The sequence below is a fragment of the Rhizobium sp. YAF28 genome, assembly GCF_052113285.1.
In the GTDB taxonomy this organism is placed as follows: Bacteria; Pseudomonadota; Alphaproteobacteria; order Rhizobiales; family Rhizobiaceae; genus Rhizobium.
Genome location: NZ_JBFRCX010000008.1, coordinates 53,585 through 79,493, shown reverse-complemented (window position 1 = coordinate 79,493; position 25,909 = coordinate 53,585). Strand labels below are relative to the sequence as shown.

Annotated in this window: 24 protein-coding genes and 2 pseudogenes; 5 read left to right on the top strand and 21 right to left on the bottom strand. The window is 60.7% G+C overall.

Annotation, left to right across the window (positions count from 1 at the left end; genetic code table 11):
* Window positions 1-15: 15 nt before the first annotated feature.
* Genes AB4Z13_RS19230 through AB4Z13_RS19220 form a run of 3 tightly spaced genes read left to right on the top strand, consistent with a single transcriptional unit; the run spans window position 16 to window position 3,418 of the window.
* Complete coding sequence (locus tag AB4Z13_RS19230; RefSeq protein ID WP_113320710.1) at window positions 16-1,194, top strand: LLM class flavin-dependent oxidoreductase; 1,179 nt, start codon at window positions 16-18, stop codon at window positions 1,192-1,194.
* Between the two features lie 13 nt (window positions 1,195-1,207).
* On the top strand, window positions 1,208-2,245 hold the full coding sequence (locus AB4Z13_RS19225; RefSeq protein ID WP_113320709.1) for an ABC transporter substrate-binding protein: 1,038 nt from the start codon (window positions 1,208-1,210) through the stop codon (window positions 2,243-2,245).
* 12 nt (window positions 2,246-2,257) lie between these two features.
* Complete coding sequence (locus tag AB4Z13_RS19220) at window positions 2,258-3,418, top strand: acyl-CoA dehydrogenase family protein (protein WP_113320708.1); 1,161 nt, start codon at window positions 2,258-2,260, stop codon at window positions 3,416-3,418.
* A gap of 60 nt (window positions 3,419-3,478) precedes the next feature.
* On the opposite strand, the gene AB4Z13_RS19215 is transcribed toward AB4Z13_RS19220, so the two are convergent.
* From AB4Z13_RS19215 to AB4Z13_RS19160, 12 genes are all read right to left on the bottom strand, one after another.
* On the bottom strand, window positions 3,479-5,086 hold the full coding sequence (locus AB4Z13_RS19215) for an ABC transporter substrate-binding protein (RefSeq protein ID WP_113320707.1): 1,608 nt from the start codon (window positions 5,084-5,086) through the stop codon (window positions 3,479-3,481).
* A 201-nt stretch (window positions 5,087-5,287) separates the two neighbouring features.
* Window positions 5,288-6,223: an amidohydrolase family protein gene (locus tag AB4Z13_RS19210; protein ID WP_113320706.1), complete on the bottom strand. Its 936-nt coding sequence runs from the start codon at window positions 6,221-6,223 to the stop codon at window positions 5,288-5,290.
* A 160-nt stretch (window positions 6,224-6,383) separates the two neighbouring features.
* A complete protein-coding gene (locus AB4Z13_RS19205) occupies window positions 6,384-7,070 on the bottom strand; it encodes a gamma-glutamylcyclotransferase (RefSeq protein ID WP_310382173.1) in 687 nt (228 codons plus the stop codon).
* 82 nt (window positions 7,071-7,152) lie between these two features.
* Window positions 7,153-7,461, bottom strand: a complete 309-nt coding sequence (locus AB4Z13_RS19200) for a hypothetical protein (RefSeq protein ID WP_113323912.1) — start codon at window positions 7,459-7,461, stop codon at window positions 7,153-7,155.
* Window positions 7,462-7,485: 24 nt separating this feature from the next.
* Window positions 7,486-7,626 (bottom strand): hypothetical protein, encoded by a 141-nt coding sequence (locus AB4Z13_RS19195; RefSeq protein ID WP_162748058.1) that lies wholly within the window; start codon window positions 7,624-7,626, stop codon window positions 7,486-7,488.
* 205 nt (window positions 7,627-7,831) lie between these two features.
* Window positions 7,832-8,020: a hypothetical protein gene (locus AB4Z13_RS19190; RefSeq protein ID WP_113323913.1), complete on the bottom strand. Its 189-nt coding sequence runs from the start codon at window positions 8,018-8,020 to the stop codon at window positions 7,832-7,834.
* Window positions 8,021-8,029: 9 nt separating this feature from the next.
* The gene (msuE, locus tag AB4Z13_RS19185) at window positions 8,030-8,590 is read right to left on the bottom strand and encodes an FMN reductase (protein WP_113323914.1); all 561 of its coding nucleotides are present in this window, start codon (window positions 8,588-8,590) and stop codon (window positions 8,030-8,032) included.
* A 175-nt stretch (window positions 8,591-8,765) separates the two neighbouring features.
* Complete coding sequence (locus AB4Z13_RS19180; protein ID WP_442206520.1) at window positions 8,766-10,136, bottom strand: NtaA/DmoA family FMN-dependent monooxygenase; 1,371 nt, start codon at window positions 10,134-10,136, stop codon at window positions 8,766-8,768.
* A 2-nt stretch (window positions 10,137-10,138) separates the two neighbouring features.
* On the bottom strand, window positions 10,139-11,392 hold the full coding sequence (locus AB4Z13_RS19175) for an acyl-CoA dehydrogenase family protein (RefSeq protein WP_113323915.1): 1,254 nt from the start codon (window positions 11,390-11,392) through the stop codon (window positions 10,139-10,141).
* 12 nt (window positions 11,393-11,404) lie between these two features.
* Window positions 11,405-12,169: an ABC transporter ATP-binding protein gene (locus AB4Z13_RS19170; RefSeq protein ID WP_113323916.1), complete on the bottom strand. Its 765-nt coding sequence runs from the start codon at window positions 12,167-12,169 to the stop codon at window positions 11,405-11,407.
* Entirely contained in the window at window positions 12,166-13,047 is an 882-nt protein-coding gene (locus tag AB4Z13_RS19165; protein ID WP_113323917.1) for an ABC transporter permease, read from the bottom strand. Before AB4Z13_RS19165 ends, AB4Z13_RS19170 begins: the two co-directional genes overlap by 4 nt.
* Window positions 13,047-14,066: an ABC transporter substrate-binding protein gene (locus tag AB4Z13_RS19160; protein WP_162748059.1), complete on the bottom strand. Its 1,020-nt coding sequence runs from the start codon at window positions 14,064-14,066 to the stop codon at window positions 13,047-13,049. The genes AB4Z13_RS19165 and AB4Z13_RS19160 overlap by 1 nt, the downstream gene beginning before the upstream one ends.
* Window positions 14,067-14,303: 237 nt before the next feature.
* Between AB4Z13_RS19160 and AB4Z13_RS19155 the strand changes: the two genes are divergently transcribed.
* Window positions 14,304-15,398 carry a rhodanese-like domain-containing protein gene (locus AB4Z13_RS19155; RefSeq protein ID WP_113323919.1) on the top strand — a complete coding sequence of 365 codons (1,095 nt, stop codon included), beginning with the start codon at window positions 14,304-14,306 and terminating at the stop codon, window positions 15,396-15,398.
* 312 nt (window positions 15,399-15,710) lie between these two features.
* On the opposite strand, the gene AB4Z13_RS19150 is transcribed toward AB4Z13_RS19155, so the two are convergent.
* The gene (locus AB4Z13_RS19150; protein WP_113323920.1) at window positions 15,711-17,093 is read right to left on the bottom strand and encodes an FAD/NAD(P)-binding protein; all 1,383 of its coding nucleotides are present in this window, start codon (window positions 17,091-17,093) and stop codon (window positions 15,711-15,713) included.
* A 388-nt stretch (window positions 17,094-17,481) separates the two neighbouring features.
* Here AB4Z13_RS19150 and cysE point away from each other — a divergent pair, with 388 nt between their 5' ends.
* On the top strand, window positions 17,482-18,330 hold the full coding sequence (cysE, locus tag AB4Z13_RS19145; RefSeq protein WP_113323921.1) for a serine O-acetyltransferase: 849 nt from the start codon (window positions 17,482-17,484) through the stop codon (window positions 18,328-18,330).
* Between the two features lie 125 nt (window positions 18,331-18,455).
* Here cysE and AB4Z13_RS19140 read toward each other — a convergent pair whose 3' ends face one another.
* The 8 genes and pseudogenes from AB4Z13_RS19140 to AB4Z13_RS19105 form a co-directional block, all read right to left on the bottom strand.
* Window positions 18,456-18,788, bottom strand: a complete 333-nt coding sequence (locus AB4Z13_RS19140; protein ID WP_113184976.1) for a hypothetical protein — start codon at window positions 18,786-18,788, stop codon at window positions 18,456-18,458.
* A 536-nt stretch (window positions 18,789-19,324) separates the two neighbouring features.
* On the bottom strand, window positions 19,325-20,326 hold the full coding sequence (locus tag AB4Z13_RS19135; protein WP_113323922.1) for a helix-turn-helix domain-containing protein: 1,002 nt from the start codon (window positions 20,324-20,326) through the stop codon (window positions 19,325-19,327).
* Window positions 20,326-20,865, bottom strand: a pseudogene (locus AB4Z13_RS19130) (isochorismatase family protein); the annotation flags it as partial. The pseudogene AB4Z13_RS19130 and the gene AB4Z13_RS19135, both read right to left, overlap by 1 nt.
* A 132-nt stretch (window positions 20,866-20,997) precedes the next feature.
* Window positions 20,998-22,131, bottom strand: a pseudogene (locus AB4Z13_RS19125) (ATP-binding protein); the annotation flags it as partial.
* Complete coding sequence (locus tag AB4Z13_RS19120; RefSeq protein ID WP_113323931.1) at window positions 22,128-22,553, bottom strand: biotin/lipoyl-containing protein; 426 nt, start codon at window positions 22,551-22,553, stop codon at window positions 22,128-22,130. The gene AB4Z13_RS19120 and the pseudogene AB4Z13_RS19125, both read right to left, overlap by 4 nt.
* Window positions 22,554-23,045: 492 nt before the next feature.
* Window positions 23,046-24,344 carry an ATP-binding protein gene (locus AB4Z13_RS19115; RefSeq protein ID WP_442206519.1) on the bottom strand — a complete coding sequence of 433 codons (1,299 nt, stop codon included), beginning with the start codon at window positions 24,342-24,344 and terminating at the stop codon, window positions 23,046-23,048.
* Between the two features lie 29 nt (window positions 24,345-24,373).
* Window positions 24,374-25,033, bottom strand: a complete 660-nt coding sequence (locus tag AB4Z13_RS19110) for a response regulator (RefSeq protein ID WP_113323926.1) — start codon at window positions 25,031-25,033, stop codon at window positions 24,374-24,376.
* 185 nt (window positions 25,034-25,218) lie between these two features.
* The gene (locus AB4Z13_RS19105; protein WP_439018444.1) at window positions 25,219-25,899 is read right to left on the bottom strand and encodes an outer membrane protein; all 681 of its coding nucleotides are present in this window, start codon (window positions 25,897-25,899) and stop codon (window positions 25,219-25,221) included.
* Window positions 25,900-25,909: the final 10 nt, after the last annotated feature.

The window sequence follows — 25,909 nt, the reverse complement described above, 5'->3', positions numbered from 1 at the left end:
AGAAACAGATCCGTCATGTCCATCCAACATCCTCCCGGCTCCATCGTCGGCCTGCCGAAATTTTCCGCCCCCACCGATTTTGCCGAAAGCCCGCTCTCGCAGGCGCTCAAACAGCCGGTACTGCTCGGCCTTTTCCTGCCGATCCAGGCCGGTGGCTGGACGCAATCGACCCTTGAGCGGTCGACCGACTGGCGCTTCGACTACAATAAGGCGCTCACGTTAAGGGCCGAGGAACTCGGCTTCGATCTCGTCTTCGCCCTGTCGCAATGGCTGCCGAAGGGCGGCTATGGCGGCGTCTTCAACGGCCAGGCCCTCGACAGTTTCGTATCAACCGCAGCCCTTGCCGGGCTCACGAAGAAAATCATGCTGATCTCCACCATGCATGTCCTCTACGGTCCCTGGCATCCGCTGCATCTTGCCAAATTCGGCGCCACACTCGACCACATCACCGGCGGCCGTTGGGGCATCAATGTCGTGACCGGCCACCGCGCGGTCGAGCACGAAATGTTCGGCTGGCCGCGCATCGAACATGACAGGCGTTACGAGCTGGCGGCCGAATTCCTCGAGGTCGTGCAGCGCCTCTGGACCGACACGGAGAACTATTCCTTCGAGGGCGAAAGCAGCTGGAAACTCGGCGGCGGCTTCGTGACGCCGAAGCCCAATTTCGGCCGACCGATCCTCGTCAATGCCACGGGTTCGGATGCCGGCATCGCCTTTGCGGCCCGCTATTCGGACATCGTCTTCATCACCAGCCCGACGGGGGCCGATATCGACAGCGCGCTACAGTCGCTGCCCGCCCATACCAAGAGGGTCAAGGATGCGGCCAAGGATGTCGGACGCACGGTGCGCACGCTGCTCAATCCGATGGTCATCTGCCGGCCGACAGAAAAAGAGGCCTGGGAGCTTGCCGACAGGATCGTCGCCCATGGCGACCAGCGCTCGCCGCAGGGGTTTTCGTCGCTAAACTCCGACGCCCAGGCCTGGAAAGGCCGCGATCCCCAGGATCCCTACCGCTTCGTCGGCGGCAATATCCGCGTCATCGGCTCGCCTGAAAGCGTGGTCGACCAGTTTCTGAAATTGAAGGCAGCCGGCGTCGACGGTCTGCAGCTCAGCTTCTTCGATTTCCGTGACGACCTCGAATTCTTCGGCAGCGACGTGCTGCCGCTGATGAAGCAGGCCGGCCTGCGCCACTGAGAAAGGGACAACCATGACCAGCAATGCCATTTCCGAAATCTGGTACACGCGCTGCCCGGTGCCGACACCGGTTGGCCTTGCCGCCCAACTCGGCTACCTGGAGGAAGGCTTCCGCAAGGAAGGTGTGACACTTAACTCGATCATCGACTCGCCGGACCGCGCCATCCGCCAGAGCCATTTCAACCATACGCTGGACTGGTCCTTCCGCCATGGCGGCAATGTGCCGCCAATCCGCGCCCGCTCGGAAGGCCGCAAGACCCGGCTCGTCGGCATCACCTGGACCGACGAGTTTCAAGCGATCATCACCCTGCCCCAGACCGGGATCAAACACACCAAGGACCTGAAGGGGCGTCGTTTCGGCATTGCCCGCCGGCCGGAAGGTATCGTCGACTTCATGCGCGCCACGGCCTTGAAAGGTCTGCAGTCGGCCCTTTCACTCGAAGGTCTTGCGCTTGGCGATGTGGAGATCATCGACATCGCACTTGCCGATTCCGTGCTTGCCACCCAGGAGGGACCATCGCTATTCGGTCTAAAGCGTCGTCAGGCCTATGGCGAGGAGATCGCAGCCCTCCTCCGTGCTGAGGTGGATGCGATCTATGTGAAGGGAACGGCCGGCATCAGCGTCGCCAATCTGATCGGTGCCGTTCAGGTCGTTGAATTCGGTTTTCACCCTGACCCGAAGATCCGCATCAATTCCGGTTCGCCGCGCGTCCTCACTGTGGACGAACTGCTTGCGGACGAGCGACCCGATCTCGTCTACCGGCTCCTGGAGGCGATCTACAAGGCGTCCGACTGGGCCGAAGCCCATCCCGACGAAACCCGCCGCTTCGTTGCCCGCGAGGCAGGCGCCACCGAGGAGCAGGTACTGGCGGCAAACGGGGCGGAGATCCACCGCCATCTCGGCCTCGGTCTGGAGCCCGGGTTGGTCGAAGCGGTCGGCCACTACAAGGATTTCCTGCGCGACTTTGGTTTCCTCGCTGCCGACTTCGATATCGCCGATTGGGTCGACCGCCGTCATATCGACGGCTTTGATGCCCGCGCTGTCGCCTGACAGGAGATAAGCATGCTGCAGGAAACGATCGACCCCATCGACAGAGCACGACGGCTTGCTAAGGATTTCGCGGTAGACGCTCATCATTTCGACGCGAGCGGCGAATTTCCTTTCGAGAACTTCGCCCGGCTCTACGAGGCGGGCCTGCTCGGCTTGATGACGGCGCCAGAGCACGGCGGCTATGGCGGCGGGCTTGCGGATGCGCAGGCTGTGATCAGCGAGATCGCCCGCGGCGAACCCTCCACGGCGCTGGTGCTCGCCATGCACTACAATAGCCACTACAGCCTGCGGCGGTTCGGAAAATGGCCGAGCCATCTCGCCGAGCGGGTGCTTCTTGCCAACCGGCTCGGCCCGGCCCTGATCAACGCCGCCCAGGCCGAGCCGCGTATCGGCTCTCCGGCCCATGGCGCCTTGCCGGAGACGATTGCAAGGCGGGTCGGCGACAGCTGGCGGATTACCGGTCGCAAGACCTATGTGACCGGCATTCCGATCCTCAAATGGGTATCGCTTCTGGCCCTGACCGACGAGCCCGAGCCACGACTTGCCTCCTTCCTCGTGCCGACCGACAGCCCCGGTTTGACGATCGAGAAGACCTGGAACGCCGCCGGCATGCACGCGACCGCCAGTGACGACATCATTCTTGATGATGTCGCGATCCCCCTCGAAGACGTTATCGAGGCGCAGCCCGCTTCGGAGCCGATAAGGCGGGAGGAGCACGCGACGGCCTTCTTCTTTTCGCTGATCGGCGCCGTCTATCACGGCGTGGCGCTGTCGGCGCGTGACAGGGTGATCTCCTTCTCGGCGCATCATGCGCCTGCAAGCCTCGGCGCACCGATTTCAACCGTGCCCCGCATCCAGGATGGTCTCGGCGAGATCGAGGTTCGCCTGTCGACGAATGCCAGGCTGCTGCGTTCGCTCGGCGAAGACGTCGATGCCGGAAGGCCGGTCGGGATCGACGGCATGGCGGTGCGCCATGTGGTGATCGACAACGCGGTTGCGGTGACAAGCCTGGCGCTCGATCTTGCCGGTAATCCCGGGCTCAACAGGGATTTCGGACTCGAACGTCAGCATCGCGATGCGATCACCGGCCGCTCGCACGCGCCGCAGAACCACATGGTCAGGGTGATCGCCGCCAAAAACGCCCTCGCTCGCCTGGAGGCGGGGCGTATCTGAAATTCGAAATAACACAAGGCTCGGCCGTCCCCGTAGGGGCGGCCGGTCATGTCGGAGCCATCAGGCATCCGGGCTCAGCCATATCTGGCCGAAGCTGTTGTTGATGCCCTGCGCTCCGGGCGCGAAATTCTTCACCTTTTTACTGGCGACGATTTGCGAGCCTGCGGCGACAAGATCGACCGAGACGACATCCTCGTGAATGATGCGCTGGAACTGGTACCAGAGATCGCGGCGCTTGGCCTCGTCGGGCTCGACGGCTGCAGCTTCGAGCAGCCGGTCGACCTCGGGGTTGGCATAGTGGCTGGCGTTGGAGAAGACGAGGCCGATCTTGAAATTCTTGGACCAGTAGGCGCGCTGGACCCCGAGCGTCGGATCGAACGTGTTAGACAGTGATTCGATCACGAGGTCGAAGGCGCGATCGGTGTAGACAGTCTTCAGGAAGGTCGCGAGGTCGAATTTGAGAATTTCCGCATCGATGCCGACGGCCAAAAGCGACTGGCGGATGAAGTCGGCATAAGAGGGCGGCAGGAAGGAATTGTAGGCAAGACGAAGCTTGAAGCGCACGCCATTTGCACCGCGCGGGTAGCCCGCCTTATCGAGCAGCTTTTCTGCGAGCTTGGGATCCGGTTCACGGGCCTTGATGCTCGGATCATACCATTTCGGCAAGGCGGTGCTGATCGGGCTCGGCGAGACCTGCGCATAGCCGAACAGAGCGATATCGACAAGCTTCTGCAAATCGATGGCATGCGCGATCGCCAGGCGCACGTCGCGCTTGGTCAGGATTTCGTTCTCATAATTGAAGAACAGTTGCTGCTGTGGTCCGGAATAGGCATAGGTCGTCGTATCGACGACCAGGTTGGGATTGGCCTTGAGGCGCTCGATGTCCGACAGGGGCACTGGGTTGGCGCCGATATCGATCTCGCCGGTCTCGAGCGCGGCAGCGCGAGCGGACGGATCGAGGATGACACGCAGGATGACACGATCGAGATAGGGCTTTCCCGCATCCCAGTAATTCGTATTGCGCTCGAAGATCAGGTGGCTGCCGGGAACCCATTCCTTCAGAAGAAACGGGCCGGTTCCGATCGTCTGGGCAAGCTTGGGCTGCTCTTGTGGTTTGAAGGTTTCGTAGACATGTTTCGGAACGATCGGCGATTCCGAACTGGAGAGCGCCGTAATGAGATAGGGCGCGGGTTTGGTGAGCACGACGATTGCTGTGTGCGGATCGGGCGTCTCGACGGCCGTGACGTTCTGATAGGTGATCCGGCCGCGCGGATGGGCTTCCTTAAGCCGGAAAATGGTGAAGGCGACGTCGGCCGATGTGAAGTCGGCGCCGTCATGCCATTTGACCCCCTCGCGCAGCTTGAACGTATAGCGCAACTGATCCTCGCTGACCGACCACTCGGTCGCAAGAAGCGGGATGGGATTAAGATCGTAGTCGAAGTCGAACAGGCCCTCGTTGATCTTGGGCCCGATGGCCTGGCCGGTGCCTGAGGATGTATTGATGGCGATCAGTGCGCTCGGATCGGGATAATAGGCCCAGTTGAGCGTGCCGCCTCTGACTGGGGTCTCGCTTGCGGCGCCGGCAACCTGGGGACCGGCGGCACCAAATGCAAGGCCGGCGGCGCCTGCGAGGAGGAACTGATTGAATTGACGGCGGCTGATCGACATGGTCGGCTCCAAAGGCGGCGACGCTCAAGAAAGCGCTGACGGAGCCCCATGCCCCGCTGTCGGAATGATCCCTTTGCGGCCGGCCGAAGCAAAGGCAGATTTTCTATCGCGGCGGAGAAGCAAAGCTTGTCGCGCAGGCATCGCGTCCGCTGCAACAGGCAGCGGACGGCGCTCGACGTTGCCAATGGTGAAAGATGGGATCTAGCGAAGGACGTGGCCCAATAGCCGACGCGCATTGCCACCGGCAACCAGAGACCGTGCTTGCGCGTCAAGACCTGCCGCTGCCAGGTTTTGCGCCAGCGTTTGCCGGGAAAGGGCGGGAAGGATGGGCCAGTCCGTTCCAGCAACAACACGCTCGGCGCCGAAGAACTGCACCAGAATGGCGATGATCGACGGATCGTCGCCCATCGTGTCGAAGTAGACATTCGGCCGATGCCCGGCAGCGCGGTTTTGTTGGGAGTAGCGGCCACCACGCGCCGCCTGCACGACCGCGCCCAAGCCAAGGGTTGCGAAGACGAAGTTGAGATCCGGGAACTCGTCCAGCACGCCGTTTTCCAGCAGGGACAGAAAGGCAACGCCGTTCATCAGCCCGCGGCCCAGCGAATTGCCGAGCTTGCCGGCACCGGCAATAAGGACGCCGGCTTGCGGCGCATTGACCGGATGCACGAAAACCGGCTTGCCGAAACGAGCTGCGACGGCGAGCGTAGGGCGGGCGACCGGATCACCGATGAACTTGCCATCACGATAGGAATCGACGACGAGGCCGGCCAGTCCAAGTTCGCCGAGCGCCCTCTCTGCCTCCCGGGCGGCCACCTCGCCGGAAAAGGGATCGATGGTCGCCAGTGCGGCCAGGCGGTCGGGCTGGGTCTTGACGAGCCCGGCAAGCCAGTCGTTCACCTCGACGATCACATGAGGATCGGCAGGCTTCTCCATACCGAACAGGCTCTCGACGGTCGTGCTCAAAACAGCAAGCGAGACACCAGCCGAGGAAAACTCGTCAATCAGGGAAGCCGGGTCGACAATCTTCTTCAGGACAGTGTCGGGAAGCCCGGCGGATATGCGTTTGCTGCCATCAGCACCCCATTCGAGGGGCCAGAGATGTGTGTGAATGTCGACGATATCCAGTTCGTGGCTCATCTGCTGACGCTTTCCTTCGAATAACGATTGTCGTTGGTGGTCTCGTGTCCCGCGCCAGGCGGGTCTCATCGGTGATGGATCTCAGAACCAAGGCATCGAGCGCAAACACCACGCCGGTGACGCTGAAGCTTTTTTGGAAGTGGGGAGCGGTCTTGCGCAGCTACGCGGCCTCAAGCCCGTGAATACGCCTGATTTCCTCGGCGACCAGTGCCTGGAGCCGCCATAGATTTCGATCGCGGATGCCCTTCTCTTCGAGATGCTTGACGGTGAGATAGAGATATTCGGCACAGGACCCCATATGCCCGCAGGCCCTGGCCAGAACCTCGGCGACGCTTTCCAGAGGCAGCCCGCGCAGAACGCGCTTGCCTTTCGGTCCGGCCCAGAACACTAAGGCGCGCAAAGGTCCCTGTGGCGTTTCGATCGGAACCCATCGGATGAAGGAGGAGTCGGTGATCGTGCCAATCTCCCTGCGGATCATGCGACGGATCTGCCCCATGCGGTCTTCTTCCGAGAGCCTGTAGGCGACGCCGTTGCATTGCCCACCCTGATCGAGCGCCATCATCAGACCGGGCACGGCATCGGTCGCCCGCCACCGCGTCATCTGCAGGCAAAAGGACCTGTGCCAGCCGCGGGCACGGGCGTGCTGCCATTCCACCGCGTCGAAGTCCGGCTTCCAGATCAGCGAGCCATAAGCAAAAACCCATAGCGGCCGGCCCACGGCGTCACGGTACAGTCTCTCCGAAAGGACCTGAAGTTCCCCGTCGCTTAGCGGAACACGATTGGGATCCGGTCCGGGGTCAGCTTCCAGCCTCAGGCTGAGTGAAACGAGATCGGCCGTCAGCGCCATCGTACGCAAGTCTGCGGGATGGTTCTTTTCTTCCGAGGCGGCCTCATGGATCGGTGAGGCTTTCGACAAGAACGCCTGCATCCTAGTGGACCGTGAACTGGCTGAAATAGGCCTGTCGATCACGCACTGCCCGGATCAGCAAGGCGGCCTCGCGCATGATCGCATTGAAGGTCGCATCGTCGGCCGATGCGATGCCGTCCGACATAGTCTGGAGAATTCCGATCAGGCGCCCGATGGATTCCTGTGATACCCCATTCTGGCCTTCCAGCCCTTCGGCAAGAGCGGCGAGCGTTCTCACAATCTCGTCAATGATCTGACGGCGGCGCGCCTGGCTTGCCGGCGGATCGCCAGCCCCGGCTAACGCCGTTTCTTCTAGGTCCCTGTCCATCATGGCTCGCCGCTTCATCGTCGTCGATCAAATCAGTCCGAGGACGAGCGCCAGAATGAAGGCAAACGATCCGGCGGCCGCAACCTGATGGAGGCGCAGACAGACGGGAGAGAGCCAGTCGGCGCGATGTCGCGGCAAGAAGCGCTGATGATTGTCGACAATTGCCATTGTCGCCTCCGTTAATACCAGATTGGAGCTGCCGCTCGCCAAAAGGAAAGCTCGTATTCCAGTGCCGTCTGGCGGTCTTCACCCTCGAGACCGGGCGATCCGACCTTTTGTCCGTGCACTCGCCGGTGAGAAAGCCGGGTAATTCTCGCAGCGAGCTGGGCAAGCATGCCTCGTGTCATAGCGAACCTCCTCGATCGGTCGGTTGTTACGGAGACAATTCGGTTCGCCTGGCGCTCGAAAGCAGGTCGCGAGGCGACGCCATCTTTCCGAACAGTTTCAGCAGGCGATTCTCTTCAGACTTCGCCAGCCGGTAGCGCCGCGAGAAGTCGAAGACGCTCCATAATTCCTCGCTCGTTGGCTCAGACTCGGTCTTTTCCTGCAATCTCTGGTGCATGGCCGCCTCCTATTCTGCGGCATACAGCGCCGGGCGAGAGCCTGGGAAGAAAGCGTCGATCTCGCTTATGACCTCGTCTATGCGCTTGGAAAGCTGTTCTGAGGAAACGGCGTAGTCGGCAAAATCCCGATCGGACGCATAGATCGCAGTCGGAAGGGTATGAGACATGAAGAAGCCGAACAACGGGCGCAGTTGATGTTCGACCATCAGTGCGTGCCGGTCGCCGCCGCCCGTTGCGGTGATGATGATCGGCTTTGCCCGCAGCTCGTGCGGATCAATCAGATCGATCAGATGTTTGAAGAGACCTGGATAGGAACCCTTGTAGGTGGGGGAGCCGACGATCAGCAAATCCGCGCTGACGATCTCGGAGATCACGGCCTCGGCCTGTCCGTCAAGATCTCTGCGCCAGCTGGCGTCTCCAAGGGAAGGTCCGACATCAAGCATGTCGTAAACCTTGCTAGTGAAACCATGTTTGTCGCTAGCGATGCCGGCGATATGGCTCACGAGCGCCAGCGTCTTGGACGGACGGTTGAAGCTGCCTGCGATTCCAACGAGTTTGAGAGCGGCCATCGGCTTTCCTTTCGTTAAAATCACTATTGTCTATAAAAATACTAGATTAAAGAAACGGCAGTTTATGATCGGCGCAATGCGCGAAAAAAATGCCTCTTTCTACGGCGGCTTGAACGGGCTTCATCGCATCGTTCCATCTGCGGCCGTGCCGCGTTGAGCGATCGATGCTTATGTTTCAAGAGCCGATGCGGGCTGCGACGGGAACCGCAAGCGCGCTCGCGTCACCAGCCCGAGCAGGATCCTGCGGATAGGGCAGCCCATAGCGGTCACGAACCGTCTTGCCTTCATATTCCCGCCGATAGACGCCGCGATCCTGCAGGATTGGAATGACTTTATCGACGAATTCCTCGATATCGTCGGGCGCGCGTGGTGGCTGGAGTGTGTATCCATCCACGGTAGCGTCCGCCCAGAGATCGATGATGTCGTCAGCCACGTCCTCTGGCGTCCCGAGCAGGAGGCGATGATGGCCCTCCGACCTGCGCACCGCTTGTCTCGCGGTCAGCTTCTCATGCGTCAGAAGGTCAGACAGACCAAGTCCCATGCCCACGGCCTGCAGGCGATTGGGATCAGGGATGAACCGTTCCGCATCCAGCACGGCGTCGGGATCGAAACCGTCTGGGTCGATGCCGTTCTCCTTGACGAACCGCGCCAGCAGTCCGTCTTCCGACCCCGTGCCGCTATAAAGTTCGTGCTTGCGCAGCGCTTCCTCGCGGCTTTCGCCGAGGATGACGACAAGACCGGGCACGATGCGGATACCCGACGGATCGCGACCGATTGCGACGGCGCGATCCCTCACCTTCGCGCCGAAAGCCCGGCCCGCGCCGCGCGAAAGAATGTTGCAATAGATGATTTCACCGTGACGCGCGGCAAGTTCGATACCCCCCTCGGATGCCCCGGCCTGGGCGATGACGGGATGCCCCTGCGGCCCTTTCGGCACGTTGAGCGGCCCTCTGACCGAAAAATAGGCGCCCTTGTGATCGATCGTATGCGAACTTCCCGCGTCCCAGAAACGGTTTTCAGGCACCTCGCCCTCACGCATCGGGTCCCAGCTCGCCCAGAGCTCCTTGGCGACATCAAGGAATTCGGAGGCTCTGGCGTAGCGCTCGCTGCGCGCAGGCAACGGTTCGGAACCGAAATTGGCGGCGACATGCGGGTTGAAGGAGGACACGACATTCACGATCAGCCGGCCGCCCGAGATGATATCGGTCGACTGCACCCGCCGGGCAAAATTGAACGGCGAATTATAGGTCGAGGACATCGTCACGACGAAACCGATATCCGGCACCTGTGCCGAAAGGGCGGTGCAGAGGATCAGCGGATCGATCGTATGAAAGGGCCGGCTCGCGGGATCGGTCATCAGCGCCGGATGATCGGAAAAGAAGACCGCATCGAAGCGCCCCTTGTGCGCAAGTTCGGTCAGCCGGCGGTAATAATCCGGGTCGTTGATGTCGTGCCGGTTGCCGCTCCTGTATTTCCAGGCATTGGCAAGATAGCCGGTGGTGTTGATGCCGACGTTAAGATTGAGTTTGCGGGCCGGTGTCGTCATTGTCAGGCAACCTCGCTGCTCGGGCCGAATGGTGTGATGATCTTGCGGTAACCGACGGCTGCCGGCTTCTTGCCGGAGACGGCGAACTCGCCCACGACGCGATCGTGATAGATGCGCGGATTGTGCGAGGTGATCGTGCGGGCGTTTCGCCAATGGCGATCGAGCGCTGTGGCACGTTTGGCCGCGGATGCGCCGAGGGCGTCGAAGAGAACCGTCGTCGCCTCGAGGATGAGCGTCGAGATGACGGTGACCGCCTGGCTCGTTTCGATATCTGCAAGAAGGTGGATATCGGTTTGTTCAGGATCGACGCCGGCGGTATTGGCTTCAAAGGACCGCTGCAAGGCTTGCGCGACATTCAGTACGATGGCGCCGGCAGCATAGGCCGGCCCCCTGACACGGCCCACCACTTCAAGCACCTGCGGATCTTCCGCGCTCGTCGCGCCATTACCGCGCGGGTAGATCCTGGCCCGGCTGCCGACATGGCGGGCGAGCTCCTTGGCGGCAGCCCGGCCGATCCCGGCAAGGCTTGCCAGGTGGACGAGCTGGAAGAAGGCTGGGGTATAGGGAAAGCGAGCCGAATCCGGTTTGATGTGGGCGCCCTCCAGCCTGACGTTCTCAAACCGCGCGGTACCACTGCCGCTCATGGTCTGCCCGAAGCCATCCCAATCGTCGAGGATCTCCACGCCGGACACGGACGTGGGCACGAGAGCGGCGACCGGCGAACCCGATCCGTCGACGGCGGCCAGGTTGATCCAGTCGGCATAGATCGAGCCGGTGGTATAAAACTTCTCGCCGTTCAGGCGATAGAAATCGCCATCCGGCACGATTGTCGTGGAATGGTCCCCGACCTTGAGGCCGGCGAGCTCCGAAAAGCCGCTGCCGATCATCTCGCCGCGCCCGAGGCGAGTCAGCCACTCGTCCTGCCAGCTATTGTTCGGCGCATTAAGGAGATCCTCCGTGAAGCCCAGATGGCTGCGAAAGATATTGGTGATATTGGGATCGGCCGCCGCGAGTTCGATCAGCAGCGCAAAAAGCTCCGGCAAGGTAACCTCAAGACCGCCATAGACCGCCGGAATACGCAAAGCGCCGAAGCCCGCCTCCCGCAGCCATCGGACTTCCTCGAAAGGCAGGCGCCGCTGCTGATCCCTTTCGATTGCCGCCTCCCCTATCCGATCGAAAATGGGACGGAATCGCGCGGCAATTTCCTCATAGCGCGCCGAGGGGCCACGGCCCCAGCCTTCATCGATCCTGGTCATCAACACGCTTCCTCAATGTCTATGATTGTTCTGTTCTGGCTTTTCGACTGTCGGCTCGCTCACGCCCAGCCAATCGAGCAGCTGCAGGCGAAGCCGGTTGAAGCCTATGCTGCCGGTCGAGCGGGGCCGTGGCAGATCGACCGTCGCTTCATGCGCCACCACCCCGTCTCGCATCACCAGCACCCGGTCGGCAAGCAGCAGCGCCTCTTCGACGTCATGGGTGACGAGGAGCACCGCTTGCCGATGTTTTTGCCAGAGATCGGCGACGAGGGCCTGGGCCTTCAGCCGCGTCAGCGCGTCCAGCGCCCCGAAGGGTTCATCGAGCAGCAGCAAATGCGGATTGCGCACGAGCGCGCGCGCCAGCGATGCACGCTGGGCCTCGCCGCCGGAAAGATCCTTTGGCCAGGCATCGCCGCGATGGACCAACCCCACTTCGGCAAGCGCCGTCTCCGCCCTCGCCCGGTTACCGCTCCTGCCGAGTCCGGCCACGACATTGCTCCAGACCCGCTTCCAGGGAAAGAGCCGCGGCGACTGGAACGCCACGCCGCGGCGCGGTGAGACAAAGACATCGCCCTCGATCTCGTGATCGAGATCCGCCAGGATGCGCAGCAGCGTACTCTTGCCACAGCCGCTCGCGCCCAGCAGGGCGACGAATTCCCCGTGTCTGATTTCGAGGTCGAGATGATCAATGACGATGCGCGGCCCAAAGCGGCGCACAAGCCCGTGAACGCTGACCGAGAGACCCGTCGGGGACGGGGCGTGAAAGGACATGCTCATGCTCCATCGAAGCTTTGACGCCATCTGAGCAGCACGCGCTCGAGCAGCCGGACGATGAGGTCGGCCGAAAGCCCGAGAAGCGCATAGATGACAAGGCAAAGGATGATGATGTCGACGCGATAGACTTCGCGTGCGTGGGTGATCAGATAGCCGAGACCACCTTGCGCATTGACCGTCTCGGCAAATACCAGCGCCAGCCAGGCAGATCCCAGCGAGTACCGCAGGCCGACGAGCAGGTTCGGAAGTGCTCCCGGCAAAATGACCTGGAAGATCAGCGCGGTTCGCCCGAAGGAGAGCGTGCGCGCCGCCTCGATGAGGGTCTTGTCGACATTGCGGATCCCGGCGAAGGTATTGATGTAGAGCGGAAACGTCACGGCGAAGGCGACGAGCGTTATCTTCGGTGTTTCGTCGATACCGAGCCAGATGATCAGGAGCGGCACGAGGCCGGCCCAGGGAAGCGTGCGCGCCATCTGCATCGACGCATCGACGAGGTCCTCTCCGAGGCGCAGGAGCCCGGAGATGACCGCGAGGCCGACGCCGATCACGAAGCCGAAACAAAAGCCGATGACGACCCGCTGGAGCGACAGCAAAAGGGCTTCAGACAGGTCGCCGCCCGTGATCATGTCGAGGAGGGTTGCCCAGAGCGTCGCCGGTCCCGGAAACAGGTCCTCCGAAATCCAGCCGTAGCGCGTGGCCAACCACCAGGCGACCACGAGCGCAGCAGGTCCGAGGCTCTTGCCGAAGCCCCGCGGCAGGGAAACCGTTTTCTGCTTGCCTGCCGGAACGATACGTTCAAGACCCGTAACCGGGCGAGGATCGGACACGCCCGATCCGGGTAGCGCCGGTTGCCCTTCCGAAAGGCTGGTGAGCAACGCCATCAATTCGTCTTTGCCAGCTTCTTGTTCTCATCACGGATTACGTCGCCAAAATCCTTGAGGACATAGTCTTCGACCCTGAAATCGCGCTTGAACTGGCCGCTTTCATGAAAATAGGCGACCTCCTTCTGCCAGCCGGCAAGCACGTCGTCATCGGTTGCGGGAACATATTCCACCCGCGAGCGGCTGGCCTGGAGGTTGGCCGCATCGAGCGAGATCTGCGACAGCTTGGCGACCTGCTCGGCCCATTCCGTCGGATGGGCGTTCACCCAGGCTTGCGCCCGGATGATGCGACGCGCCAGGTCCTCGAGAGCGGCCTTGCGGGCCGCATCCTCGACGGAGGACGTCGGCGCGTAGAGGACGCCCGCCGTGTCGATCACCTTGCTCAGCGATTTCAGAATGCGCGCGCCATGCTGCTGCTGGGCGATCGCCGTGTTCGGATCCCAAACCACGAAAGCATCGACTTGACTGTTGACCAGCGCCGACAGGCCGTCCGTCGTGTTGAGATTCAGGATCAGCTTGTCGTCCCATGGCACGCCGGCCTGTTCCAGCGCCTTGGCGAACTGATAGTGCTGCTTCGTGAAATAGGGCAAAGCGACCTTGTGACCCTTCAAATCGGCCACGTCCTTCAAGGAGGAATCGCCGCGCACAAGGATGGCGCTGCCGCTTTCCTTGCGCTCCCGCGTGCCGGCCAGGATCGTCACTTTCACGCCATTGGCAATCGCCGCCAGCACGCCGGTGTCACCGCCGGCTGCGATATCCACGTGTCCGGCGCGCAGCGCTTCGACGAGCGGCGGCGTGGAATCGAAATCCGCCCATTTGATCTTGTAGGGAAGATTTTCGATTTCATTGGCAGCGATCAGCTGGCGGTGCAGGCCCGTCTTGTTCGGGGTGCCGACCGTCAAGGTCACGCTCGCGAGGTCGGGAGCACCCTGCGCCCAGGATGCACCGGCAAATAGGCTGGCAACAGCGATGCCAAAGCCAGCGTTGCGGATCAGACCGGTAATCTCTTTAAATCTCACTCTTCGTTCCTCCTGGCCGATCGGCCCCATGGCGCTTCAATGAGCGAAGGGCCGGTGAATGACGGTCAAAAACCTACGAGAGGTAGGAAATGCAGGTAAGAAAATAAACTCTATAGATTTTATGTATTATGAAAATGCTTTTCGGGTTTTGGTCTGTGCTCGCATCGACCGGCTTCGAAACGGTACGGCGCGACCGCTAGTCTTGAGCCATCACCACAAAGGACAAGGAGACCAATCATGGGCCAGAAGACGATTTCGCGCGAGACGTTCCGGCATTGGCTTGCAGATGGGAACGAGCTTGCAGTTTTCGATATCCGCGAGCCCGATGTCGTGGGTTACGCCTCACCGCTCTTTGCCACCAATCTGCCGGCCGACAGAGTTGTGCGTGAACTTTCGCGCTTTGTGCCGCGCAAGGTCGTCCGCACCGTGCTCGCCGACGGCGGCGATGGAGCGGCCGAGCGCCTTGCCGCGGAAGTTGCAGTTGCCGGATGGCCGAACATCTTCGCGCTCGACGGCGGTATTCCCGGCTGGACGGCAGATGGAGAAGGGGCCGAATTGCCGACATTCGATACGCCCGGCGTCGACTTTACCCTTGCAGTCAAGGAGGAAAAGGGCACGCCGGTCATCTCTGCCGATGAATTGAAGCGACTTCGCGATGATGGTGAAGATGTTGTCGTCATCGACACCCGCACCGTGCCCGAGTTTGCCCGCGAGCACGTGCCCGGCGCCGTCAGCGTGCCCGGTGCGGAATTGGTATTGCGCTTCAAGGACGTGGTGCCCTCCGAAAAGACGAGGGTCGTTGTCTCCTGCGCCGGCCTGCCGCGCGCCATCCTCGGCGCACAAACGCTGATCGACGCTCAAGTTCCCAACAAGGTGTCCTATCTTCACGACGGGACCAAGGCCTGGACCGCAGCCGGCCTCAGCCTGGAGACAGGCAAGACGCGCACCTACGGACAGGCCAGCGAGACGGCGGTCGAATTTGCCCGCCGGCAGATCGGCATCCTGAGCAGCGGTGATAATTTCCCCGAAATCGATATCGCGACCGCAAGGGCATGGGCGGCCGATCCCGATCGCACCACCTACCTCTTGGACGTCAGGACGCCGGAGGAATTCGAAACCGGCCATCTCGACGGCACACTGTCTTCGGAAGGCGGCCAGCTGCTCGGTGTGGCCTATCGGACCATCGCGGTCAGAGGGGCTCGCGTCGTACTAGTCGACGACCTCATCGGCGCACGCGCGCGCATCGTGGCCCACTGGCTGCAGCGACGTGGTTATGAAATCGCAATCCTGTTGATCGATTTTGCGTCGCAGGAATTAAGCAACGTGGCCTGACGCGCTCCAGGCGCTCTGCGTCGGCCTTGCCCAGAACCGCATCGGCCGGAGATCCAAGAGCTGACAACGGACCTCCGGCAGATTGGACCGCACTCCAATCGTCAGATCTTGTCAAACGACATCGGCAGGATTGCGGAAAAGAGAAACTCGGTCTCAGACAGTCGGCCTGACTGCGGTCGAACTAAGGCGCCACGATAGAATGGCGGACCGCGGGCTGGCGGCTTCATCTCAACTTCGACCGTTCAGAAAGACGTTAGCCCTGTCGATCCTGCCGGGCGGCAGCGAACCTCACACACATATTCCAGTTCCCCATCACACGGATGTCGCCTGCACCACGTTCGTAGCGTTGCCAATCCATTCATTCAGCGACGCAGCGGCGGCATGGCTCTGTGAGACGATCTGCGGCACCAGATCGATATCGGCAACACTGCCAAGACCCAAGAGGCCCATCGCAAAAAGACCGGAAACTGAACGGTGCGCAGCAATAGTGCGCCCGCATTCGTCGGCGACGAGACCAAGTTCGAGCTCATCGCGTGTTGCCAGACCGCACGCAACCACGGACCTTATAAGGGAACTGTCATTGGTGGACGAAGGAAGCCGGCAGTCAACCGTGAAATCGGCCTGAAGTACTTCGAGGCCTTGCGAGGCCGACAGCAACACACCATTGCTGGCAATGCGTTCAACCCTGCCCTTCCTCAAGGTGATCGCGCCGCTTTCGATAGCCTGATGCAGGTGCCTGTAATCGTCTGGCGGCAACCGGTGGCGATGGCTGTCATACACTGCTTTCACATGCCGTTTGAACCTTGCGCGTTCATCCGGCCTCAACTCTTCCCAAAGCTCGCGTGCCTGCAGCCGAAACCCGTTCATGATGCCCTGCCATCCAGACCCCTCTGCGTCCGCCCGCCTTGCCGCATCGCGCAGATAGCGGAACGCACCACGCAGCGTTCGCGGGATGGGTTCGCCCGCAGCGGCGGATCCGACCGCCGCCTGGGCATGCGATTGCGGCAGAAAGCCGGATTCGGAAATGAGATTGATATGAGGGACCTTGCCGTCTTTCAGAAGCGCAAGGGCTTGACCCACGGCTTTGACCCCGCCTCCGATCACGACACCGCTTTGGGCTCCGATGGGTATTGTGGGCTTCTCCAGACTGTCGCGCAATCCATAGCCCGTCGCCAGGAAGACGACGTCGAAATGCTTCCTCTGGTCATTGCCGAAAAAAACGGAAAAGCCCATCTGCGGATGGCGATCGATTGCGATCACGGTCTCCGGAAGGAATTGAACAACCACGTCCGGCCGCGCCATCAACGCCTCAGCGAAACGCTTGTAGACGTAGCTGCCAAACACCCGCTCCGGAACGAATGAGTGCTCGAGCCCCGCAGAATTGGCGGGAAGGCCATCATGCCAATCCCTGTCCGCTTCCAGCCAGCTCTGGAAGTCGTCCCTGCGCGTGGGATCGACGGACAAGTCGCGAACACGACTGTTCAATACCGTTGCCACAGCATGGTTCACGCCCTCTCCGACGTCGATCTTGGGTCGGGGATCGAACATTATCAGGTGAAAAGGACGATCGATGCCTTTGAACAGAGCGATTGCGGTCATGATGCCGGTAAAGCCCCGGCCGACGATCGCAATTCTCGCAAGGCGGTCCGCATCTTTCCCCTGAGGGTCCAAAGAGTGGGGCGAGAGAAGAGTCATGCGTTGGCTCCTTCTGCGTTGGATCAGCTCGGTTTACAAAAACACAGCCGGAACTGTTCTTGCCGCGTTAATCTCTACAAAGATGATAGATAATGGTCGCCGGATAGCAAGATCTATTCGGCAAGTCATCCTCGCCAACCCCCGCCACAGGACGCAAACCGTTTAATGTGCTGGGTAATTTCTCAACCGCATCCGCATGGGGCTGCCGCGAATTGCGACCTTTGACCTGCGTCGACGGCAGAATTTTCTCTTTTTCTATCGAATATATAGGAAAATAAACGAGCTTTCGTCGTCGTCGCGAGCGTTTGCAACCTCCCCCCACGGTAGCAACCGGCCTAGCATCGCTTCCTACAATGGAGACGAGTACTCGCGGTTTGAGGAGGTTGGCATGGCAGGTTTAAACCGCAGCTTGAGCGATCTGTCAAAAGAACCGCCCCCGTCGTCAGACGTTTCTAAATTGTGGGACGCGCTTTGCGGTGAGGCGATGGATGCAGCCTCGAAGGATCCGTCCCTGGCTCGTACAATGAATTCCGCAGTTCTTTATCATGCGAGTTTTGCGCAGGCGCTCGCGCAGCGCATCGCCTTCAAACTTGCCAACCACGACCTTGATCAGGATGAGCTGTTGTCCGTGATCGCCCAGGCGCTGATCAGCAACGCAGATATCGTCGATCATGCTGCTGCGGATTTGGCGGCGATCAAGGAACGTGACCCCTCAAATGCGGAAATCCTGACGCCATTCCTGTACTTCAAGGGATTCGTGGCTTTGCAGGGACAGCGTGTCGCGCATTGGCTTTGGCATCATGACCGCATCCATATGGCCCGGCACGTGCAAAGCCGCATTTCCGAAGTCTTTGGGGTCGATATTCATCCCGCCGCGAAAATGGGAAAGAGCATCATGCTCGATCATGGAAGCGGCCTCGTTATCGGCGAGACAGCGGTTGTCGAAGACGACGTATCGATCCTTCAAAACGTGACCTTGGGCGGAACCGGCAAGGAAAGCGGTGATCGCCATCCAAAAGTAAGGCGTGGGGCGCTCATCGGAGCCGGAGCCAAAATCCTCGGTAATGTAGAAATTGGCGTCGGCGCCAAGGTTGGGGCCGGCAGCGTGGTCGTCGGTTCCGTTGCGCCCTACACCTCCGTCGTCGGCATTCCGGCGACACCGACCGGAAAACGCCACTCAAGCCTTCCCGGCATCACAATGGATCAAGCGCTGGCAGAGCCGGAATACATCATCTGATGCAGGCTTTCGCAGACGCTGCTGTCCCGGACCCTATGTCTAGGAGACTCTGGGGCGGATATTGCCCCTCGTTGCATTCTGGTTTCGCATCTTTCGAAGAACCGCACTCACCGCTTCAGACTCTGCTATCTTTGCCCAATCGGGAACAACAATAGCATCATTGCGACCAAACCCAGTCCCGCGCCGACCATCTGTGAGGGAGCGAGCCGCTCGTCAAAGACAAAATATGCAATCACGTTGATGAGCAGCAGTTGAGCAACGGCGGAAACCGATATGGCGAGCCCCATTCCACCCTCTCTCATCAGCCGCACCATGATCAGATTACCCACACAATAAAGCGCAAGTGACAGGACCAGCACAAGAATGCTGTTGGTCGCGATATAGGTGCGTGAAGCGGTCGCCGCACCGAGGAATGTTGCCATTGCGCCGGCGAGCCAAAGCAGAAATTCTATTCTCATAGGTGACCTTCGTTCGTCTTTCCGCAAGCTGCATACAGCTGTCGGCCGAGGATCGCCAGCATTGGATTCCACTTACGGATCGGCTGTTCTGGCCTAATCGGACGCTTTTCTCAAGCCTCGCATCGAGAGCGTGAATGACGTTCTCGATCCGCAGCAGCAGGCTCTTGCCGACATCGTCTTTCACCATCCATCGGCTGATTGCGGGTCTTTCTGAGATCGTCTGCGGTAGAATTTGTCATGGAGCGCCTCGATTTGAGTGCCTTATACTTCGCATCAGCAACGACCTTCGGTCATCATCTCGACAGTCGACGATCTTCGGCGGTTCATTCCTCCCGACCCGCTACGTCGGCTGTTCCCCCTCTGGAGGTTCTTGACCTTCACACCTCGAGGCCCGGCTTTACGCCCGTGGCCTCTTTTTTTGTCCATCAGGCCCAGATCCCGTTGCCATACAGCCGTTGTTTGCGCACTCTTGCGCCGCGTTTTCTCAGCACAATTTCGAATTCTGTCTCTGGATCGGGGGGATTTGATCTAGCTTTTCAGCCCCTGGCAGGCGCTCGGACGTGGCCTGGTGGTGTGTCGTGAACTCGTCTCCAGGCCCGCCGAAACTGTCGAGCCGACGAAAAGCCGATGCGTTCGGCGACGTTTTCCATATCGAGTCTTGAACCGATGATGAGTTCTCGTGCGAGCGCAATTCGCATGCGGTTTACATAGTCGGTTACGCTCATGCCGGTGTGCTCGTTGAAAAGCCGTGACAGATTGCGCGGGCTCGTCGCGGCGATCTTGGCAAGCGCCTCGACGGACCAGTTCTGCGACGGATCGGCACCGACGGCATCTTGAGCTCTGTGGATCGCCGGATGGAGGTGGTTTCGCCCTTCCAGCCACGGCGACAATTGAGGATCACCGCCGGCCCGTCGCAGGTAGATGACCAGCGTGCGTGCGACGGCAAGCGACACGGCGTGGCCGACCTCTTTTGCGACAACGGCAAGCATGAGATCGATCCCTGCAGTGACGCCGGCACTGGTCAAGCGCTCGCCGTCCTCGACATAGAGCCGGTTTTCGCGGACGCGAGCGGTCGGAGCAAGTCGGACGAGATCCTGCAGCATGGAATGATGGGTGGTGCATTCGTGTCCCTCGAGCAGTCCCGCGCGTGCCGCAAGCAAGGCACCGGAACAGATCGTCGCAAGCCGGATACCAGGACGAACGATCGCCCTCAGCCATTCAACGATTTTCGCTTCGAGAGCCGCGTCTCCCGGAGCAGTCTCAACCGCTCCAGCGAGCGGTTCATCCACCGCACCGGAAACAACGAGAAGTGCGTCATCGGGCAGGCGTGCCGGAAGCGGGGAAATCCTGGCCAAGTCGAGACCGGTCGAACTTCGCACCTCTGCGGCAGGTCCGATGTAGGTCGGCAAGAACGCTATCGATTCCTGTTCGAGATTGGCTCTGCGCAAGACTTCCATCGGACCTGCGATATCGAGCAGGAGCGCCCGCGGCGGCACGACCACAAAAACCGGGATGATGCGCCGGGGGCCTTCCACCATTATGCGGCCGCTCGTGCTGAAAGCCCGTTGAGCACCTGCTCCACGGTAACGATACGGGCAAAACGATCGGCAAGGACCAGTTCCGTGCGCGCCCTGATCTCGGCGGCACTCCATTCGCGGCCGGATGTATCGGTCATTGGAAAGGTCAGCGTCGCCTCGCCGACATAGTCGACCTCATAACCGAGGTCGGAGGCGTGCCTGGTCGTCGTCTCACAGCACTGCTCTGTGCGAATGCCGGAGACGATGACGCGGCGGATGTGGTTTTCAGTCAGCCAGACGTCCAGGCCGCTGCCAACGAGCGCGCTGTGGCGGCGCTTGCGAAACACCGCATCCGCCTTGATCTGAAGCGGCGTCAGCGGACGGACGAAACCCGAGCCTTCAGAGAAAACGCCTGACTCCTCGACGTGAAATATCTGGACGACCGGAAGACCGGCCCTTTTCGCGCCATCGATCAGCGCCTGCTGAGACGCAATGTAAGTCCCGATCTCATCTTCACGGAAATAGGGTCGATGACGGAAGGATTCCTGGGCATCGATGACGAGGAGTGCGGTATCTGCAGACATGTGATTATCTCCAAGGGATGAGCGTGAAGACAGTCTACCGACAACACCATACTGCGAAATGCCGATTGCGGACAGATAGCGGACAGATCGCGCCAACCCGAAGACCGCCCGCACGCCCTCACCTTCGGGAAGTGTCAGACGACCGATCATCCCGGCCGACGGCAGGAAGCTATCCGGATCCTCGGCATTGATACGGCATTCGATCGAATGGCCGGTGCATCGGGCCTCGGCTTGATCGATCTCCAGACGGCAGCCCTGGGCGACCTTGATCTGCTCCTGGACGATGTCGAGACCGCTCGTCATTTCGGTGACAGGATGTTCGACTTGCAGGAGCGTATTCATCTCGATAAAATAGAACCTGCCGTCCTCGAAGAGAAACTCGAAAGTCCCGACGCCGCGATAGCCGATCTGACGGCAGGCCTCCACGCAGGCCAGCCCGACGGGATCGGTGATCCGCGGCGAGATACCCGGGGCTGGCGCCTCCTCGACCACTTTCTGATGGCGACGCTGCATAGAGCAGTCCCGATGGCCGAGCCAGAGAGCATTTCCGTTGTTGTCGCAGAGGACCTGGATCTCGATGTGACGAGGATGCTGGAGGAATTTTTCCATGTAGAGCTCGGCCGAGCCGAAGGCCTGTCGCGCTTCCTCGCGGGTCAGCGCGACGGCTTCATGCAGCTGCCCCGCATCGGCAACGACGCGCATGCCGCGACCGCCACCACCGCCAGCGGCCTTTATGATGACGTGGTATCCGATCTTACGGGCGGTGCGTTCGATCACATCCCGGTCTTCCGGAAGGGCCGTGTCCGGCCCGGGCACGCAGGGAACGCCGGCTGCGATCATCGCCCGCTTTGCGGCAATCTTGTCACCCATTGTTGCGGTGGCCGAGGCTGGCGGTCCAATGAAGACGAGGCCGGCTCTTTCGACCGCCTCCGCAAAAGCCGCCTTCTCCGGCAGGAAACCGTATCCGGGATGAATGGCGCCGGCACCGGTCAGCCGGCCGGCAAGCAGGATTGCATCCTGATTGAGATAACTCTTTGCCGCCGGAGCAGGTCCCACGCAGAGGAAGTGTTCAGCGTCGCGCCGGTATGGCGCCTGCCTATCCGCCTCCGAGCAGATCATGACCGTCTTGATCCCAAGAGCGTGGCAGGCACGCTGGATCCTCGTTGCGATCTCGCCGCGGTTGGCGATCATCACGGTATCGAACCGGAGAGGCGCCGCTGCACTGTCGGAAGACTGCCTCATGCCGTGATCTCCGCAAGGAGGTCACCGGTCTCCACCTCGCCACCGTCGATCTCGGACAGACGCGTGATGCGTCCCGCGCGCGGAGAGGTAATGCGGTTGAATACCTTCAAGGCCTCGATGATGAACAGCGTCTGACCTTCCTCGACGGTCTCGCCCAACTGCACGAACGCCGGTTCGCCGGGAGAGGGAGCGCGGTGGAGGATGCCGAAGATGGGCGCCCTGACTGTCACCGCGGCGGTGTCGGCCGTTACCGGTCCCGTAACCGCGTCCTTGGAAGGGTCAGATAAGACCGGAGCGGGCGCGGCTGCCTGATCGTTGAGGCGAAAGATCCGGACGGTCGTGTCCTTCTGTGTGACCGTCAGCTCAGTGACGTTCGACCGCCCAACGCAGTCGATCAAGGTCTTTATCTTTTCCAGATCCATGAGCATCTCGGTATTTGGAATGCAACTTCCAGCCGCACCCGACGGCGACGACTGCATGACCATTCCCTAGCATGATGCTTGTGACGATGGGGTCAGACGAAGTTTTGATGACCGGCAATTTGCGCCGACCGGCACGGTGAGGCACGGTTCGCAGAGAGCCCAATAATCTTCGGCTCCGACCGTACGATGCGGAGTATATGTCCAGTCGGAGGTCTTTGAGCGTATCCCGAATGCTCTGCGATCTCGCAGGCACCCTCCAAAATAAAGAAGCGTATCTGAGCTTTCAGCATCAAGTCGATGCGGTCGGCGCTCAGGCCTTTCGTGATCGCGCTCGGCGTCTCGATCTGCTTCTTCCGGCAGGTGATCGGCGCATTGGGCAAGCGATACGATGATGGGCTGGACTGGTGGCGCCGCATTCGCCTTTTGGCTCGCCCACCAGTTCGCCCGCAGACAACTCGTCGTCAGATGTGGACCCAAAGGGCGACCTGAAGCTCATCGCCGCAGAACGATCCGGGCCTCGAAACCATCTCCACGGCTGCTCGCTGGCGAGCGGAGCTCCAATACTCCACCCATCTGGCGAACGATCGTATCGGCAATGGCAAGTCCGAGGCCGGCGCCCTTGGCAACGGTCGCACCTCTGCGAAACCGAACTTTCAGGCTTTCCAGTTCGGCCGCAGAAAGCACCGGGCCGTCATTGGCGATACTGATACTACCATCATCATCGACCGAAACGCCGATCGTGCCTCCCGGACTTCCGTGCAGGATCGCATTTTCGATGAGATTGCTTGCGACGATCCCGAAGGCGTCCACATCGACGGCACGCATCAGGGGATCTGCCGAAGCGGAGTAGGTAAGCCTCTTGCCCGTTGCAGGATTGCGCTGATAGTCGCGGACGATCAGGTCAAGCACCTTGCGGAGATCGGTCACCGTGGCCGTCTGCCCAAGACCCGCGTCGGCTCGAGCAAGCTGCAGAAGTTTTTCCGATGTGCGCCCAAGCTTGGTGAGCGCGGCCTCGATGTTCCGTGCGCGAGCTTTCGACGCTTCGTCCGGCAACTCGGCAAGAAGTCTCTGTGTCTGCGCCAAGGCCCCGGCTACAGGTGTCCGAAGCTCATGAGCGCTGTTGGTGGCGAATTCCCGTTCCGCATCGATGGTCGCCTTCACGCGCTGCAGCAGCAGATTCACTGACTGAGCGATCGGCCTCAATTCTCGTGGAATCGTCTCCGTCTCGACAGGAGAAAGGTTGCCACCGTCCTTTTCCGAGATCGCTGTGCGCAGCTTGTTGATGGGATCTACTGCGCGTCTCGCAATCCACATCATCAACAGGACGCTGACAGGCAGCAGAATGGCGAGCGGGATAAGCATCGTGACAGCGCTTTCCCGCACGGCCTCACGTCGGTGGCTCAACCGGTCGGCCGTCTGAAGGAAAAGAGCGCCGTGCGAGCTCTTCGCGGTGTAAAAGCGATATTTTTCAGAATCATGGAAGCCGACAGTGAGTGGGGCATCGAATGGCTCGACGGGAGCGTCTTTCGAACGGAAGACAACCACTCCGTCGGCGGTTCGAACCTGGTAGACGAGATATTCATGTTTCGACGTCGTGGGCGGCGCCCGCTCGGGCTGCTCACCGCCCTGAACATTCGGCAGGTGCCCCTCCTCCACGATCGCCAGCAGCCGTTCGGTGGTTTCCTCAAGCGCGTTGTCGAAGATCTCGTCGAACTCACTCCGCATCACGAAGATGCCAAGCCCGATCGCACCAAGCCAGAACGCGACCAGCGCGCCCGTGAGCGCGGCCATGAGGGGTCGGATGATGCTGCGGTTCCTCGTCATTCAACTGACAGCATATAGCCGATGCCGCGGGCTGTCCTGATCTTCTCCATCCCAATCTTCTTGCGAAGCCTGCTGATGTACACCTGCACCGTATTGCTCTCGACCTCCTCGCCAAACGCATAGAGGGCATCCTCGATCCGTTTCAGCGCAACGAGCTTTCCCGGTCGCTCGACGAGGAGATCCAGCAATGCCCATTCGCGCGGCGTCAACTGAACGTCCTGTCCGGCCACGCTGATAGAGTGCGTCGATCGCTCGATCACGAGATCTGCTATCTGAATGGTGTTTTGCCGACGTCCCTCGTAGCGACGCCGGACGGCAAGGATTCGAGCTTCGAGTTCGTCGAGATTGAAGGGCTTGATCAGATAATCGTCCGCGCCGGCGTTCAGCCCGGCGATGCGGTCGGATATCTGATCTCGAGCGGTCAGGACGATGACCGGAGCGTCACCTCCCCTTGCCCGAAAATATTCAAGGAAGACCAGGCCGTTGCCATCGGGAAGCTGCAGGTCAAGGAGGACCAGGCCGTAGTCGATGGACTTGCTCGCCGCTTCTGCGTCGATGATCGTACGGACCCAGTCCGTCGCATAACCTGCCGTGTTCGTATGGTCCCGGACCGCATCGCCGATGATGTCGTCGTCCTCGATCAAGAGAATACGCACGATCTATTCCTTCCAGCCTTACGCCTTGGAGAGCGCTCGATGGCGGTGTCATACCAGACCATTGCCAACGTAGCACTCTCAGGCGTCGTTGCGGCTATCGAGAACCCGTCCATCCCCTGATCCCAGACGGTCGTGCGGACAAGCGACCAGCATCTGAAGGTCAGCGCTGATCGCTTCCTCGTGTTTTACCAGTGGTAGGAAATACCGACATTGACGGCGTTGGTGACGATGTTCGTCTTCAGGCGGTCGCCGCTGTCGATCGGAACGTCGACGCGCGAATAGGTGCCCTTGTATTCCACGAAGGTTGACCAGTTATCGGTGACGCGGAAGTCGACGCCAGCCTGCGCCTGGAAAGTTACACCGCCGAACTCATAGTCGAAGGTCGTGCCCTGCGGACGGGTGACTTCAACGTGCGGAATGTTTACCCCGACACCGGCGCCGAGATAGGGGGTCCAGCGGCGGGCCGGGTCCTTGAAGCGGTAGAGGCCGTTGACCGTCAGGAGGTTCAGGCCGTCGGTGAATTCGAAATGCGTCCAGCCCGGCGAACGTGCCATGGTCTCGTCATCGGCATAGACCTTGTCATGGGTATAGTCGAGCGACACGCCCCAGTTCGGCAGGTTGAAGTCGCCCAGCCACCAGGTGACGCGGCCGCCGTAATAGGGTGGGCTGCCGAACGACTTGCCCTCCCAGCCGGCGCTGAAGGAGGTGCCGTCGGAAACATCGACGTGGCTATGCGGCGCCGTCTGGTAACCGCCATAGATGGAAAATTCCAGATCCTCGGCCGAAGCTGTGCCGGCCACCGATGCAAGCGCGGAAAACGCAATGCCCGCCAGAAGCACGGCGGAAAGACGCAATGCAAGTCTCATTGGATACTTT

Bases quoted from the DNA above. Each gene is read 5' to 3' on its own strand.
- AB4Z13_RS19220 (WP_113320708.1), top strand. From the start codon at position 2,258: ATGCTGCAGGAAACGATCGACCCCATCGACAGAGCACGACGGCTTGCT.
- AB4Z13_RS19210 (WP_113320706.1), bottom strand. From the start codon at position 6,223: ATGAGCCACGAACTGGATATCGTCGACATTCACACACATCTCTGGCCC.
- AB4Z13_RS19165 (WP_113323917.1), bottom strand. From the start codon at position 13,047: ATGGCGTTGCTCACCAGCCTTTCGGAAGGGCAACCGGCGCTACCCGGA.
- AB4Z13_RS19175 (WP_113323915.1), bottom strand. From the start codon at position 11,392: ATGACCAGGATCGATGAAGGCTGGGGCCGTGGCCCCTCGGCGCGCTAT.
- AB4Z13_RS19205 (WP_310382173.1), bottom strand. From the start codon at position 7,070: ATGGCGCTGACGGCCGATCTCGTTTCACTCAGCCTGAGGCTGGAAGCT.
- AB4Z13_RS19195 (WP_162748058.1), bottom strand. From the start codon at position 7,626: ATGGCAATTGTCGACAATCATCAGCGCTTCTTGCCGCGACATCGCGCC.
- AB4Z13_RS19225 (WP_113320709.1), top strand. From the start codon at position 1,208: ATGACCAGCAATGCCATTTCCGAAATCTGGTACACGCGCTGCCCGGTG.
- AB4Z13_RS19120 (WP_113323931.1), bottom strand. From the start codon at position 22,553: ATGGATCTGGAAAAGATAAAGACCTTGATCGACTGCGTTGGGCGGTCG.
- AB4Z13_RS19215 (WP_113320707.1), bottom strand. From the start codon at position 5,086: ATGTCGATCAGCCGCCGTCAATTCAATCAGTTCCTCCTCGCAGGCGCC.
- AB4Z13_RS19115 (WP_442206519.1), bottom strand. From the start codon at position 24,344: ATGGCCGCGCTCACGGGCGCGCTGGTCGCGTTCTGGCTTGGTGCGATC.
- msuE (WP_113323914.1), bottom strand. From the start codon at position 8,590: ATGGCCGCTCTCAAACTCGTTGGAATCGCAGGCAGCTTCAACCGTCCG.
- AB4Z13_RS19170 (WP_113323916.1), bottom strand. From the start codon at position 12,169: ATGAGCATGTCCTTTCACGCCCCGTCCCCGACGGGTCTCTCGGTCAGC.
- AB4Z13_RS19180 (WP_442206520.1), bottom strand. From the start codon at position 10,136: ATGACGACACCGGCCCGCAAACTCAATCTTAACGTCGGCATCAACACC.
- cysE (WP_113323921.1), top strand. From the start codon at position 17,482: ATGGCAGGTTTAAACCGCAGCTTGAGCGATCTGTCAAAAGAACCGCCC.
- AB4Z13_RS19190 (WP_113323913.1), bottom strand. From the start codon at position 8,020: ATGCACCAGAGATTGCAGGAAAAGACCGAGTCTGAGCCAACGAGCGAG.
- AB4Z13_RS19140 (WP_113184976.1), bottom strand. From the start codon at position 18,788: ATGAGAATAGAATTTCTGCTTTGGCTCGCCGGCGCAATGGCAACATTC.
- AB4Z13_RS19230 (WP_113320710.1), top strand. From the start codon at position 16: ATGTCCATCCAACATCCTCCCGGCTCCATCGTCGGCCTGCCGAAATTT.
- AB4Z13_RS19150 (WP_113323920.1), bottom strand. From the start codon at position 17,093: ATGACTCTTCTCTCGCCCCACTCTTTGGACCCTCAGGGGAAAGATGCG.
- AB4Z13_RS19155 (WP_113323919.1), top strand. From the start codon at position 14,304: ATGGGCCAGAAGACGATTTCGCGCGAGACGTTCCGGCATTGGCTTGCA.
- AB4Z13_RS19200 (WP_113323912.1), bottom strand. From the start codon at position 7,461: ATGATGGACAGGGACCTAGAAGAAACGGCGTTAGCCGGGGCTGGCGAT.
- AB4Z13_RS19105 (WP_439018444.1), bottom strand. From the start codon at position 25,899: ATGAGACTTGCATTGCGTCTTTCCGCCGTGCTTCTGGCGGGCATTGCG.
- AB4Z13_RS19135 (WP_113323922.1), bottom strand. From the start codon at position 20,326: ATGGTGGAAGGCCCCCGGCGCATCATCCCGGTTTTTGTGGTCGTGCCG.